This is a genomic window from Roseateles puraquae (assembly GCF_002205845.1).
In the GTDB taxonomy this organism is placed as follows: Bacteria; Pseudomonadota; Gammaproteobacteria; order Burkholderiales; family Burkholderiaceae_C; genus Pelomonas; species Pelomonas puraquae.
The window spans coordinates 285508-299535 of sequence record NZ_NISI01000006.1 but is presented as its reverse complement, the minus strand read 5'-3'; the positions used below and the strand labels follow the sequence as shown (position 1 = coordinate 299535).

Annotated in this window: 9 protein-coding genes; all 9 read right to left on the bottom strand. The window is 72.9% G+C overall.

Annotation, left to right across the window (positions count from 1 at the left end; translation table 11 throughout):
• Positions 1-14 precede the first annotated feature (14 nt).
• The 9 genes from CDO81_RS16370 to CDO81_RS16335 all read right to left on the bottom strand — a co-directional run bounded on the left by CDO81_RS16370 (position 15) and on the right by CDO81_RS16335 (position 13794).
• Positions 15-1046, bottom strand: a complete 1032-nt coding sequence (locus tag CDO81_RS16370; protein WP_088484293.1) for an alpha/beta hydrolase — start codon at positions 1044-1046, stop codon at positions 15-17.
• A 91-nt stretch (positions 1047-1137) separates the two neighbouring features.
• Complete coding sequence (locus CDO81_RS16365; protein ID WP_088484292.1) at positions 1138-2868, bottom strand: ATP-binding response regulator; 1731 nt, start codon at positions 2866-2868, stop codon at positions 1138-1140.
• Positions 2858-3319 (bottom strand): hypothetical protein, encoded by a 462-nt coding sequence (locus tag CDO81_RS16360; RefSeq protein ID WP_088484291.1) that lies wholly within the window; start codon positions 3317-3319, stop codon positions 2858-2860. The genes CDO81_RS16365 and CDO81_RS16360 overlap by 11 nt, the downstream gene beginning before the upstream one ends.
• 1 nt (position 3320) lies before the next feature.
• Positions 3321-4475 (bottom strand): elongation factor P maturation arginine rhamnosyltransferase EarP, encoded by a 1155-nt coding sequence (gene earP / locus CDO81_RS16355; RefSeq protein ID WP_088484290.1) that lies wholly within the window; start codon positions 4473-4475, stop codon positions 3321-3323.
• Positions 4476-4727: 252 nt separating this feature from the next.
• Positions 4728-8231: a beta strand repeat-containing protein gene (locus tag CDO81_RS16350; protein WP_088484289.1), complete on the bottom strand. Its 3504-nt coding sequence runs from the start codon at positions 8229-8231 to the stop codon at positions 4728-4730.
• A gap of 24 nt (positions 8232-8255) precedes the next feature.
• Complete coding sequence (locus CDO81_RS27680) at positions 8256-8969, bottom strand: PEP-CTERM sorting domain-containing protein (protein WP_144397281.1); 714 nt, start codon at positions 8967-8969, stop codon at positions 8256-8258.
• Positions 8970-9013: 44 nt separating this feature from the next.
• Positions 9014-9895 carry a hypothetical protein gene (locus CDO81_RS28140; protein ID WP_158218312.1) on the bottom strand — a complete coding sequence of 294 codons (882 nt, stop codon included), beginning with the start codon at positions 9893-9895 and terminating at the stop codon, positions 9014-9016.
• Between the two features lie 30 nt (positions 9896-9925).
• Positions 9926-10627: a PEP-CTERM sorting domain-containing protein gene (locus CDO81_RS27670; RefSeq protein WP_144397280.1), complete on the bottom strand. Its 702-nt coding sequence runs from the start codon at positions 10625-10627 to the stop codon at positions 9926-9928.
• A gap of 158 nt (positions 10628-10785) precedes the next feature.
• Positions 10786-13794: an AAA family ATPase gene (locus CDO81_RS16335; RefSeq protein ID WP_088484286.1), complete on the bottom strand. Its 3009-nt coding sequence runs from the start codon at positions 13792-13794 to the stop codon at positions 10786-10788.
• Between the last annotated feature and the right edge of the window lie 234 nt (positions 13795-14028).

The following is a 14028-nucleotide window of genomic DNA, read 5'->3' as shown; positions in this document are numbered from 1 at the left end:
GCGGCCGACAGGCGTCAGCGCACCACGAGGCTGGGTGAGGGCGGCAGCGCCGCGCCGCGCAACTGGGCATCCAGGAAGGCGCGGCTCATGCGCAGCGCCTCGCCGAGGTCGGCCTGCGCCGCCTCGGTGGCACTGCCACTGCGCGGGCCGCGCGGCGCGCCGCCGGCCGGGCCTTGCGGTGCACGACCGCCGCCCATCTCGCCCCGGCCACCGCCGCCCCCGGCGCCGCTCGGGCCGCCGCGGTGTTGGTCCTGCGCATGCCAGCCGTCCGGCGCGAGCGTGCCCGACAGCGCGGCATGCGACAGGCTTGGCAGGCGCAGCAGCCAGCCCGCGCCGGGGCTGAGGCTGTCGAAAGCGCGACGCCGCTGAGCGGGGTCAGTGACCAGGCCCAGCGCGTCGCCGTCAGCGTCGCTCGTGATGATCAGCGCCGGCGGTGTGCCGGGCACCGCGGTCATCGGCGGCGGGCTGATCGCGATGACCGCGCGCGGCTGCCAGCCCCCGGCCTCGCCGCCCAGTGCCAGCACCGCCTGCGCACCAATCTCGTAGCCGGCCAGCGCGGTGCGCTGCCAGTCCAGGGGCACGCCGGCCAGGCTGGGGGACGCCCGCAGCGCCTGCAGCAGGCGGCCGAGCGCGGCTTGACGGTCGGCCTGCTGGGCGGCGCCATAGTGCCGCTCGCCCAGCGCGCGGAACTCGCCCGTGCGGGCCAGCGGCGAGCGCCAGGCCGCGGCATCGTCTTCCAGGGGTTGCACGCCCAGCACCGCATAGCCCGCCTGTGCCCAGGCGGTGGCCCAGCGCTGGCCGCTGTCGCCCTCCTGCCCGATGCCGGGCAGATAGATCACCACCGGCAGCGGCCCGCTGGCCGAGGCGCTGCGGGTCAGGGTCACGCGCCGGCCCTGCACCTCGACGCTGGCCAGTGACAGGTTCAGGGTCCGCGTGGCCGTTTCGACCCAGGGCCGCGGAGCCGGCGGGCCGCTGGCGCACCCGGCCAGGGCGAGTGTCAACGTGGCAAGGAGGCGTGGCGTGGCGGGCGAGCGGCGTGCAGGCATGGCGGCGGCAGCATAGCCAAGCCGTGTCGCTGGTTTGTGTCTCGCGCGGGTTGAGGCGCGGGGGCCTTGCCTGACACCTCAGGCAAGGAAGTCAGGCCGGAGGGTCCCAAGGCAAGGCGTCGGCGGCGGCGGGCTGAGCGGCCGCCTGCTGCCGGTGGCGGCGCGCCTCGGCCGCCATTTCCTCCAGCAGCGCCAGCGTGCGGCCCGGGACGACCGGCTTGTGGGCCACGCGGATGTCCTGCAGGCCCACGTCGGCCTGGCGGATGTTCAGGTCGCCGGTGAACAGGGTGGCGGCCACCGGTGTGGGCACCCGGCGGCGGACCAGCTCGATCGCGTCCAGCCCATTGGGCATGCCGACGCCGAGGTGGTAGTCCGCAATGATGCAGTCGACTTCCTCGCCGGCCATGTCGTCGAGCTTGTCCTGCAGCTCGGCCACGCTCTGGCAGGCCAGGGGCACGCAGCCCCAGCCGCGCACCATGCTGTCCATGCCGCGCAGCACCGGCTCGTCGTTGTCCACCAGCACCACGCGCAGCCCGACCAGCGAGCGGCTGACCATCGAGGGCCGCGGCAGGGTCGTGGCCGGCGTGCCCGCCGCGCCTTGCGGGCCGGTGCAGGGCACCGAGATGCGGAACTCGCTGCCCACGCCGGGCCGGGAGTCGACCTGGATGGACAGGTCCAGGAGCTGGGCGGTGCGCTTGACGATGGCCAGGCCCAGCCCAAAGCCCTGGGCGGACTGGTGCTCACGGTCCAGGCGGACGTACTCGTTGAAGATCTCGCCGAGCTTGTCGTCCGGAATGCCGCGGCCGCTGTCGGCCACGTGAACCCACAGCTCCTGCTCGCTCTTGCGCGAGGTGTAGACCTTCACGTGCCCCTGGTCGGTGTAGCGGATGGCGTTGCTGACGAAGTTGGCGAGCACGTTGTAGAAGAGCGCGATGTCGGTCTCGATCTTGAGGTCGAGCGTGCTGCTGCAGTCCAGCATCAGGTGTTTGCGCCGGGCGTCGACCGCGAACTCGCGCCGCAGCCGGTCCATCAGCACCCGCACGCTCTCCGTCCCCATCTTCACGTTGACCGTGCCGGCATCCAGCCGGGAGATGTCGAGCAACATGGCCAGCGAATGGGCCAGCGAACGCACCACGGCGCCGATGTCGCTGATCTGGCTGCGGAATTCGGTGGTGCCGGGGTCGATGCGCAGCCGCTCGACCATCATGCCCAGCGCGTGCACCGGCTGGCGGATCTCGTGGCTGACCGTCCCGAGGATGCGGATGCGCGAGCTGGTGGCCTCCTGCAGCTCGCGGCTGCGGGCGCGCAGGGCCTCGGCGGTGTCGCGGTGTCGGGCTCGCTCGTCTCGGTGGGCCTGCAGGCGTGCACGGGCATGGCGCGACACAGCGATGCAGGCCAGCGCAGCCAGCGCGAGTGCCGCCAGGGCCGGCATGTGGGTCGCGTCCGCCGCGGGCGGCGAGGCGGGGCTTGAGGCCAGCAGCAGTGACATGGCTGCCCCGGCCAGCAGGGCCAAGGCAAAGGCACAGCCGGCAGCGGGCCGCCGGGCCATGCCGGCTGCGGTGGTGGCCGCGATCACGCTGACCAGCAGCGCGAAGGCCTGCGCGGCGGCTGAGTCGCGCAGCAGCCACAGGGGCAGGGCGGCCAGCGCGCCCGCTCCGGCGGCCAGCCAGGGCACGACCGAACGCGGCAGCCCGGCGTGCGGCGCTGGCGCACCATCCGGCCCGGCATGTGGCTCGGCATGTGGCTCGGCATGTGGCTCGGCATGCGGGGGGGCGGGCGGGCTGGCCTCGGTGTCGTTGCCGGGCGGGGTGTCAGGTTGCATCGGGCTTGCCCTGGGTGACGGTGGGGACCTCGGCCGGAAGGTCTCGGATGGATCTCGGGCGCTTGCCCTCGGTGGCGCGGCCGATGAGCCAGGCGAGTTCGTGCAGGCTGGGCGGCGGGGTGAGGTAGCTGTCGAGCTGCAGCCGGCTTCGCGCCGGAAAGGCCAGGCCGTCCATCGGCACGCCGAGCATGCCGATGACCACGGCCGGCGAGTCGCCGTAGGCGGCTTCCAGGGCGGTGTAGGCGGCGAGGTTCTCCTGCGGGCTGCGCATGGCCAGCACGATCACCTGGGGCCGGCACCAGGCCGCGTATTCGGCCAGGCCGCCGAGCTGCAGATGCCAGTGCGGCTCTACCCACATTTCGTACAGCAGATCGGCCAGTTCGCGGCGCAGCGCCGTGGTGTTGCACACCACCAGCACGCGCGGCAGGTCGTAGGGCGTGTCCTGCGGCATGTCACAGCATCGGGTTGGGTTCGGTCGGCGCGAACAGGCGCTCGACATGGGTCGCGCTGCTGATGTCACTGGCGGTGAGCATCATCGAGACGAGGTCTGGCGCGCGGCCGATGCGTGTCTGCAGTTGCCGGGCATGCGCCTTGAAGTCGGCCAGGCGGGCCATCACGGCGTCGAAGCTTTCCACCAGGCTGCGCCCGGAGCCGAAGGAGTTGGCCGCCTGCCGGTGCACCTCAGCCAGGGCCACCTGCGTGCGGCCGAAGCACCAGTCGGTGAGGTCGGTATCGACCGAGCTGAGGCGTGCGCGGATGGCCGGCGTGCCGCGCTCGGCGGCGCGGAAGGCGACGTCGGTGCGGTCGGTCAGCACGAGGTCGCTGAGGGTCAGCACTTCGTCTTCCAGCGCCCACAGCAGCGGCGGCAGGAAGACCACCGTGAGCCCGCCGAGCGAGCTGGTGCCCGGCTGCCCGGGCACGCGCGAGAAGATGGGGGCGATGTGCTGCTGCAACTCGCCGTACTCGATGAAGAGGCAGTGCGTGGTCTCCCCTTCGATCAGGCTCTGCAGCCATTTCGGCCAGGCGATGGAGGGGCTGGCGCTGAGGTAGAGGCTGCGCTCGCCGCTGATCAGGTCGCTCGGCAGGCCCAGCAGGCTCAGCAGGCTGGCGCGCGCGGCCAGCGTGCTGTGCGGGCTGTTGCGCAGCAGGTGGCTGTGGCCAAAGCTGCGGATGAGGCCGGCGGTCTGGGGGGAGTCGCCCAGATGCAGGTCGAAATGGCGGTGGGTCTGGGTCTGCGAGCGCAGCAGGATGGGCGTGCCCGCGCCCTGGGTGGACCACGGCGCATGCAGTGAGTAGCGGTTGCCGCTGGTCGGCTGGCTGAAGTAGCGCGCCATGTAGGCCGCCGGCGGCACGGCGCCGAAGAGGTCGACGAGGTTGCGCGCAGCGCCCACGTTGCGGGCCAGCCGGTGGTCGAGCACTTCGACCTGGCCGAGGTGCTGGATGACCACGCGCGGGTCCAGGTGGGCCTGTGCCACCGACAGGGCCGGCACGTCGTGGCAGAACAGCCGCACGCGCATGCGGTGCTCGGCCAGGCCTCGGGCCAGCTGAAGGCCGAACCAAGGGCCGCAGCTGTCGTCGGAAGAGTAGAAAATGTAAGTGGTGGACACGGGCGTTGCGGGAGAAGCGGGACTCGAGCCGGCGCGGCTGGCTCCGGGGCAGGTGAGGTCCGCGGGCGGGGCGCCTGGCATGGCAAGCCCCGTCACCTCTCGCCGGCCCTGGCCGGTGACCTCAGGGCCGCACTCTAGGGAGGCTCTCCCCAGCTCGGGTGCCGATGCCACGAGACGGGGCCGGCCGGGAACCAAGCGGCCCGGCCGCGCCACCAGTCGGCCTGCCGCCGACGCCCGCAGCCTCGTGCGACTTCAGCGCTTTGGCCGCCGCACACCCAGCGCCGCGAGGCCCGCCAGCATCAGCAGCCAGCTTCCCGGTTCGGGCACGGCGGTGGCCTGGAAGTCGCTGAGCAGCAGCCTTTGGCCGTCGGCATAGTGCACGACGAAGCTGCCGCTGCCGTCGGTGGTGAGCAGCCGCTCGCCATCGGCCGCGTTGGCGAATTGGCCGAAGAGGCCGCCGCCCGTGTGGATGAGCTCAAAGGTCTGGCCGGCCGCCGCCACGAAGCCGCCGATGAAGCTCAGCCGCAGCGTTGTACTGTCGCCCAGGTCGACGCTGCCGCCCACGTCGAGCGCGTCGTAGCCGCTGCCGCGCAGCAGGCCACCCAGCTCCAGCGTCAGCAGCGCGCCATCGCTGAAGCTCAGGTCCTGGCGGATGCTGAGCAAGCCCGCACTCTCGCCAGGGGCGAGTTCGGCACCGCGCAGGCGCACGGCCTCCAGTTCGCCATGGCCGCCGAGCGTGCCGGCCTCGACCGTCGTGCGGCCGGTGTAGGCCTGCACGCCGTTGACGACCAGCGTGCCGGCGCCGGTCTTGAGCAGCCCGAGGCCGGACTGCAGTTCGCCGATGCGGCCCGCCAGCACCAGGGTGTGGCCGTTGGTGTCGATGAAGCCGGCCGTGCTGCCCGACTCGCCATCCAGCAGCACCGTCCGCGTGGCGGCCAGCGTCAGCGAATCCCAGGCGCGCAGCCCGCCTTGGGCGCTGCGGGTGGACTCGCCGTCAAAGAAGCTTTTGCCGAGGATGAGTCGGTTGCCGGCGGCCCCCAGGGAGCCGTCGGCCGTGATGCCCAGCACCGCGGTGCCGAAGCCTTGGGGGTCACCCAGCTGCAGGTCACCGACGAAGCTGTTGGCGCGGTTGGCCAGGCGCACGTCGAACTTGTCGCCGCTGTCGCCCGGCCGGCTGCCGCCCTGGATGCTGAGCGTCAGCGGGCCGGTCAGTGCGCGCTCGATGACGATGGACTGCCCGCCGGCCACGAATCCGGCGCCACCCGCGCCGATCTGCAGGGGCGTCGCTGCGCTGATGACCACGGGTGCGGTCAGCCGGTTGCTGGCTTCCAGCGCACCGTTGTCCAGCGTCAGCAAGGTGCCGGAGTTGCCCAGCGCATCCGCATGGCCCATGGTCAGCCGGCTGCCTTGGGTGACGACGATGGCCCCGGTGAAACGGTTGGCGCCGTTCAGCGTCACGGCGGCGGGCGAAAAGCCCGCGCGGCCGACGACGAGGCTGCCTTGCCCGGTCAGCGCGCCTTCCAGTGTTCCGAACAACGGCCGCAGCGTGCCGCCCGTGCCCAGGTCGACCGTGCTGCCGGCGGCGGTGTCCAGCGACGTCATGGTCAGCACGTGGCCGCTCAGCGCCAGCCGGGCGCCATCGGCCACGGTCACGAGGTTGCGTGCGCCCAGCGCTTCGTTGGCGCCCAGGGCCAGCGTGCCCTGCAGCACCTGCACGACGTTGTCACCGCTGGTGTTGGTGTTGGCCGTGTTGAGCGTCCAGGTGCCTGCACCGGCCTTGGTGATGCCCAGGCCGTTGATGGGCTGGTTGAACACCACGTCGAAGGCGTTGGTGTCCACGGTCATGTTGCGGAAGCTGGTGCTGCGCGTGGCCGCGATGTCCAGGTTGCCCGCCGCGACCAAAGTGCCGGGCAGCGTGATGAGGGCGTTGTTGGCTGCGGTGCGGCCGATGTTGAGCACACCGGTCGCGGCGCCCAGGCGGGCGTCGCTGTCGATCACCAGCTCGGCCGCCTGGCCGTTGGATTGCCCGGCCAGCGCCACGCCGCCAGTGTGCGTGTTGATGCCGGTCAGCACGTAGCGCGCGGCGCCGCCGAGGTTGAGTCGGCCGTCGCCGCTGATGGCACTGCTGATGACGTGGTTGCCGCTGCCGCTGAGGTTGGCCGCCGTGTCCACCACGGTCAGGGGCCGGCTGAGGTCGTAGCCATCGGGCAGGGCGAGGCCGCCGCCGAGCGTGATGCCCTGTCCTGCGGCGCCCAGGTTGCCGTCGTGCACGAAGCGCAGCGTGGTCGTGTTGGGTTGGCCCGCCGCGTTGATGCTGCCGTCGTTGAAGACGGCCAGGCCACCGGCAAAGCCGTTGCTGCCGGTGACGGTAATGACACCGCCGATGAAGCTGATGCCGCCGTCCCCGCTGATGTTGCCGCTGACGGTGTTCGTCGTGCCGCCGAACGCCAGCACGCCACGGCCACCGGTGGTGCTGATGTCGCGCGTGAGGCCGAAGCCATCACGCAGCACGAGCCGGCCGCCGCCGTCGAACTGCAGCACGGGGCTGGCGCTGCCGAGATAGCTCTCCCGCCCCAGGCTCAGCGTGCCCTCGCCGCGCAGCGTGATCTGGCCCGTGAAGCTCAGCGGTGTGACCGTGCCCAGGTTCAGCGTGCCGCGGCGCACGTCGAGGTCGCGCTGGCCGGTCAAGGCGCCGGTGATGGTGAGCTGGCCGAAGCTGCTGTCGAAGTCCACCAGCACGCGCCCATCGCCGGCCAGGCTGGCCACGGTGGCGCTGCCGGCGTTGCCTCTGGCGGCGAGTGTCGTGGTGCCGGTGACGGCGCCTGTGGTGATCTCGCCACCTTGCGGCCGCAGCGTGAGGGTGCCGGTGCCGCCGATCGCCGCGGTCTGAAGGCGGTTGCTGCCGCTGTCGGTGGCCAGCGTGAGCGATTGACCGGCGAGGTCGATGCCGCCGTTGACGATGAATCGCACCGGTGCCCCCGGCGTGCCGCCCAGCGCCAGGATCTCAGCATCGTCGGTGACGGTGATCGGGCCTGTGTACAGGCCACCCGGCTGGAGGCCGATCAACGGGTTCACGACGATTTCGGGCGCGCTGCTGCTGAGCCGGCCTCCGAGCGCCAGCGGCGCGTTCAGCGAGGTGATGACATTCGAGCCGACGATTTGCAGTTCGCCCCCGCGCGCCACCTGAATGCCGGCCGTACCTGCCAGCGCGTTGCCGGCGACGCCGAGGGCGGCACCGGCTGCCACGCGGGTCGTGCCGCCGAAGCTGTTGTTGCCGCTGAGCACCGCCGTGCCCCCGACCACGTCCAGACCGCCGCTGCCGCTGATGGCGCCGCGCAGGAAGAGCTGGCTGGCGGTGCTGGGGCCGCCGGTCAGTTGCAGCGTGCTGTCCAGCACGAGCGCGTTGCTGACGGTGCCGGCGCCGCCGTTGGACAGCATGCGCAGGTAGGCGCCCGGGCCCTGGAAGCGCAGCGCATTGCCGCTGAGCGTGGGTGCCGGCGCGTTCGCGCCCAGCGTCAGGCCGAGCAGGCTCAGGCCTGCCAGGTCATTGAAGCTGGCCGGGCGGGCGGCGCTGTCCAGCAGCAGCTCGCCGCCATTGGCCGGCAGGCCGCCCGTCCAGTTGGCGGTGTCGCTCCAGTTGGCGCTGCTGCCTGCACCCGTCCACAGATGCACGGCGGCGCCGACGCTGTGAGGCAGCAGGCCGATCAGGGCGAGGGCGGCGGGCAGGGCGCGCATGAGCGTGGGGCAGGGACGCATGGGTGGGCTCCTTGACGTCGGATCTCAAGCGCGGGCGGTGTGGCGGCGCTTGCAGCCGGCCATCCCGGCCAGACCGGCGGCCAGCAGCGCCCAGCTGCCCGGCTCGGGCACCGGCGCCATGGCGCCGTACTGGATGTGGTCGACCTCGATGCCGCCGCTGCTGTTGGTGATGGTGATGGACCGGATGCCCCCGGCGAACTGCACGCCGAAGAAGCGGTCTTCACCGGTGGTGCCGCCGAAGCTGCCATCCGCAAAGCCGCTGGCGTTGATGCTGCCCAGGCTCTGGCCATCGGCGCCGATGGCGCTGAAGGTGACGATGCCGCCGCCATCTGTCCAAACCAGGCCGAAGGCGGTCGGCATGGCGCCGCTGCCGACGAAGGTGAAGGTCACGCCCTCCGCGCCGTTGCCGTTGAACCAGCTGACGCAGCGCCCCGCGGTCTGCGGCCCGCAGTTGCCGTCAATGAGGCCATCGTCGGCGTCCACCGAGTCGCGTGCGCCGCCGAAGCCCACGTCCAGCAGCACGCCGTGGGTGCCGGTGAGGCTGGCATCCAGGCTGCCGTCTTCCAGCGTGTCCAGCAGCGTGGGCGCGCCGCCGAAGTAGAAGCCCACGGGGATGTCGGCGCTCGACAGGTACGGCGTGGTCGGGTTCACGAACACCGGCGTGGCGGCCGTGGCCGGTGCAGCCCCGGCGGCGAGTGCCGCGGCGGCCAGCAAGCGAGGTTGGAGCAACTTCTTCATGGTGAATCTCCCATGGATGCGAGGTAAGAACGGTGCGATGGAACTCAGGGCTGCGGGCAGGTCTGCATGAGCGAGGACACCCTTTGGCCGCTGTCGATGAGCACCAGCACCAGATAGCCTGCCCCCAGCCCCGTGACACCCAGCGCGCTGGCCGCCAGCGCGCGGGCGGGGGTCAGTTGGCTCACCCGCAGATAGCGCCACCAGACCCAGCCCAGCCAGACGGTGAGCGCCAGCAGGCAGAGGAACTCCAGGCCGCTGGCCACCAGCATCAGCGGGCGCGCGGCGGTGTCGAGGTAGAGCGCCTGGCCGCGGGCCAGCTGCGCCGGGTCCAGTGACGGCACCGCGGCGCCCGGCGCCGGCACGCCTGTCTTGGCGTCGGCGGCGCATGCCAGCGTGCGGGCGCCCTCGCCCATCTGCTGCGTGATCTGGCGCAGCTCCTGCCAGTTGCGCGCGGCGACGGGGTCGGCCATGCCGATGTTGGTCAGGGCGCCGGCCAGCGCCAGCAGCACGAGCGTGGCGCCGCCGAAGCGCGCCACCGCACCGAAGAAGCCGGCGAAGGCCTGCCGGTTGCCCAGCAGCCTGCTGGCGCCATGCACGATGGCGGCCGCGGCCAGGAAGACGAACAGGTGGCGCAGCACCACCGCGCTGCGGGCCAGCACGCCGTCGGACGGGGTCGCGTCGAGCGAATCCATGCTGGCGACGGGGAAGGCGATGGCCACGCCCGCCGCCACGGCGAAGGACAGGATCAGGAAGGCCGCGCCGTCCTGCATCGGCTTGCCTGGCGCTGGGCCGCCGGCTTCGCCGCTGGCGGGTGCGGCGGTGCTGAGCTGCTCCGCCAGCACGCGGCTCGGGTGGGCCAGCGTGCGCGTGAACTCGCCCAGCCACTCGGGCAGCTTGGTGAGGAGCTCATCGAGGGACTTGGACATGGCGTTCTCCCGGGCCAGGTGTCGTGCGCGTCAGCCGCGGCGTGGGCGCCGCTGGCCGGGACGGCGCGTCCAGGCCGCCAGCCCGGCCAGGCCCAGGCCCATCAGCCCCCAGGTCTCGGGCTCGGGCACCGGGGCCAGGGCCGTGGCATAGCTCAGGTTGTCGATGGCGAAGCTGGTCGAGCAGCAGCCGGCGCTCTCGAACACGAGGCGGTTGAACGTCTGGTCGGACGTGAAGCCGATGAACTGCAGGCCGCTGCCGGTAGGCTCCAGCCGGGCGACGCGCCGGTAGGAGCCGTAGCCCTCCAGGCTGTTGGCGTCGATGATGAAGGTCGGCGGCACCCCGTTGAACCAGGCGCCGAAGGCGCGCAGCGGCGTGCTGAAGCTCATGTCGGCCCAGCTGCCCGGGCTCATGCCGAAGAACAGGTTGGTGCTGCCGTCGATGTCCCTCAGCGTCTGCGGGGCGTCGATCATCCAGCCGCCTTGCAACGTGAAGTCGCCGCCGAAGTTGCCGCTGGAAGCCGGGTGGTCGGACGCGATGGAGATGTCGCGGTTGAACTGGTTGAAGGTCTCGGTCCGCGTGCCAGCCAGGGCCGCCAGGAACTCGGCCTCGCTGGTGTAGACGCGGGTGTCGGCCTGGGCGCTGGCGGCGGCGCACAGCGTGGCCAGCAGCGCGAGCGTGCGGCGCGCGGTGGGCATCGGCGTGCGGGGGAAGGCGACGGGGGTGGGGGTCATGCAGCGGTCCTCTCCTGAAAGGGCGGTGCCCCGGCTGTCGGGGCGTATCGGTCTGGCTGTCATGCTGTCCGGCGGGCGTCTCAGCGGCGTCTCAGCCGTGGTCTCCGCTGCGGCTTGGCCGCCTCGTGGCGCCCCCGCGGATGGGGGAGGAGAGGCGGTCAGGCCCACCGGGGCTCCCGCGTCGCGGCGACGTCGGCGTTGAACAGCGAGGGGCGCTCGCTGCCCCGCAGCCTCGAGAGGGCGGCCCGTGCCCGACGTCCATCGGCCGCCGTGCCGCCATGCGCGGCCAGCCAGGCCGCCGCACGCCAGCGCAGGTCGGCATAGCCCTGGGCTGCGGCCTGGGCCTCGATGTCCTGCGCGAGCGGGCGCAGCTTGGCGGCGGGCTCGCCCAGCAGGCGGCGGGCGCGCAGAGCCAGCAAGGCGGCCTCGGTGGCCCATTCCTGCAGTCCGTGGCTGCGGGCCACGGCCGCCTGGCGGTCGGCGGCGGCCAGGGCGGCCGTGCCGTCACCCGCGATGAGCGCCAGTTCGGCATCCACGCGGGCCTCGCGCGCTTGCACCAAGGGGTGCTGGAGCCGGGCGCTGGCGGCCCGCAGGCGGTCGATATCCTGTGGGGCGGGGGCGTGGCCATTGGCGGTGGCCTTGAGCGTGGCCATCAGCACCCAGTTCGACACGCGCAGCGGCTCCTCGGCGTCGCGCAACAGCGGTGCAGCGGCGGCCAGCAGCCCGGCGGCCTCCGCCGGCCGGCCGCATTGCAGGTGCAGCCGGGCCAGGCGCACCCGGGCCTCGGCCTCGAACAGTGCGCTGGACTGGGCCTGCGCCAGGCTCAGGGCGCGCTGGAGGCTGGCCTGCGCGTCGGCGTGGCGGCCGGCGGAGGTCAGCACGCTGCCGAGTACCAGGCTGGACAGGCATTCGGTGTGCATCACACCGGCCCAGCTCCGCAGGCTGCGGCGGGCCATGTCTTCGGCGGTCGCCAATTCGCCCAGCGTGTGCAGCATCACGGCGAGGTCGTTCTCGACGGTCAGGCCGCGGCAGTAGTCGGGGTGGCGCTGCAGCAGCCGGGCCAGCGCGTCGTGCGCCGCACGCACATGGCCGCCGAACCAGTGGATCTGGCCTTCGAAGCTGAGCACGGACGGCAGCCGTGGCGCGAGTTCGCGCAGCTGGGCCAGCAGCGCCCAGGCGGCCGGAATGTCGGGCTCGCGCATGGCCAGCTCGATGAGCACCTCGCAAGCCTGGATGCGCTCTCGCGTGGGCAGCTCGGGCAGCAGCTCCCGCAGCCGCGCGGCGTGCCTGCCGGCGCTGGCCAGGTCACCCGCGAAGACGCGGTTGTCCACCAGCGCGGCGCGCAGCCGGCCTTCCATCAGCTGGCGCTGCGCCGGGTCGCTCACACCGTCCAACTGGGCGCGGATGGCGTTCAAGGCCTGCTCGCCCCGTGCGAGGTCTTCGAACAGATCGCAGGCGGCCAGCTCCAGTCGGGCGAGCAGCGACTGGGTCAGGTCCAGCGATTCGTCGGCCACCTCGCGCCAGACGGCGCAGGCTTCGTCGTAGCGGCCACGCGCCTTGAGTTGTTCGGCGCCGCGATGTCGCCACGCCAGTGCCGTTTGCGGCTCACCGGCGGTGCGCCAGTGCTCGGCCACGGTCATGGCGTCGGCCTCCGGCCGCGTGCCCAGCCACAGCGCGGCGTGGCGATGCAGGCTGAGCCGGCGCGCGTCGCCCAGCTGGGCGGCCGTGGCCTGGCGGATGAGGTCGTGCGCGCAGGCCAGGCCGGCGGCCTGCTCGGCGAGCATGCCGGCGTCCAGCGCTTGCGCCAGCGCCTGCTGGCAGGCGGCGTCGCCTGCGTCGCCGGCTGGCAGGCCCAGCAGGTGGCGCAGGGCTTGTGCGGGCGCGGGCTGCACCATCACGGCGGCTGCCTCCACGGCCTGGGCCGCCAGGGGTGGGAGGGCCTGCAGCCGCCGCTGCACCATCTGCTGGACACGTTCGGGCAGCGACTGCCCCAAGGCCTGTGCAGGAGCGCCTGCGGCGACCAGCTCGTTCAGGGCGAAGGGGTTGCCGGCGCTCAGCGCATGGAGCTGGTCCAGAGCGGTGTCGGCGAAGTTGCTGCCCGGCCAGCGGGCGCGGCAGACGGCGGCGAGCTCGGCCCGGGTCAGCGGCGCCAGCGACAGGGTCAGCAGCCGCCCGGCATCCACCAGCGGGCGCAGGGCCTGCGTGGTGGCGGTCGGCATGTCGTGGCAGCGAGCCGCGGCACGCCACCGCAGGCGATCTCCCTGGGCCAGCATGAGCAGCCACTCGACGGTGGCGGGGTCGCACCATTGCAGGTCGTCCACCAGCAGCACGGGGCCCAGGGCCTCGAAGGCGCGCGCCAGCGCCTCCGTCAGCCGGGCCTGGGCGGTCAGCGCGTCCAGCGGGGGCAGGGGTTCGTCCGGGGCGAGTTCGGGCAGCAGGCGCGCCAGGTCCAGGCGGTAGGCGCCCAGCGCCCCGCGGGGGTCGTCGACGGCGGCCTGCAGGGTGGGCATGCGGGTGCGCAGGGCGTCGAGCAGCGGCCGGTAGGGCATGCCGTGCAGCCCTTCCAGCCCGCGCAGGCAGGGTGCCTGTGGGAAAGCGGCGCTGAGCAGCGTGGTCTTGCCGGCCCCGGGCTCACCCAGCAGCAGCAGGGCGGGCGCCGTGCTGGTGCGCAGGGCCTCGTGCTCGGCCTCACGCGCGGGCGGCGGCGGGCTGGCGGGGGCGGCCGCGGGCTGCTGGCGCTGTCGTTGCAGCCAGCGCCGGTGCAGGGCCTGAGCGGTTTCTCGCCGCCAGGCCTCGAAGCCTTCGTAGCCACTCAGCCGCCAGCCGGCCAGCCAGTCCTGCGCGTCGGGCGGCGCGCTGGCGCCGGCGTCGTCGGTCAGGTCGGTGGGCAGCGTCAGGTGCAGGTGCGTGCCCTCGGCCCGCAAGTGCTCGGCAAAGCCCCAGCCGCGCAGCAGGGTGCGGGCGCGGTGCAGGTTCACGCGCAGGTGATGCAGCGCATCGGCCGGCGCGGCGTCGGGCCAGAACAGCGCCGCCAGCCGCTCGCGCGGCATGCCGGTGTCGCCCTGCAGGGCCAGCACCAGGACGAGGGCGCCAGGCACGGTGGCTGGCAGGCGGTGCGGCGCGGCGCCCTCGGGGGCCCAGGCGGGAACGGTCAGCAGGCGCAGCATGGACGGGTGTCGGAATGTCGGTCGGCAGGTGGGCGCCGCATGCCGCCCTCAAAAAGGGGACGCTGCGGGGCCTGGGTTCTTCGGATACTGCGCGGCAGTGGGCGGTGGGGCCCGGCTGCGCCGCCGCGCCGGCCGTGCCGCGTGTGACGCATGCTGTCGAGCGGCGACACGGATGTCCTCAACCTTCTCTGAGGCTTGCCTCAAGAGAGAATTTCTGCAGTGAAAACAACGACT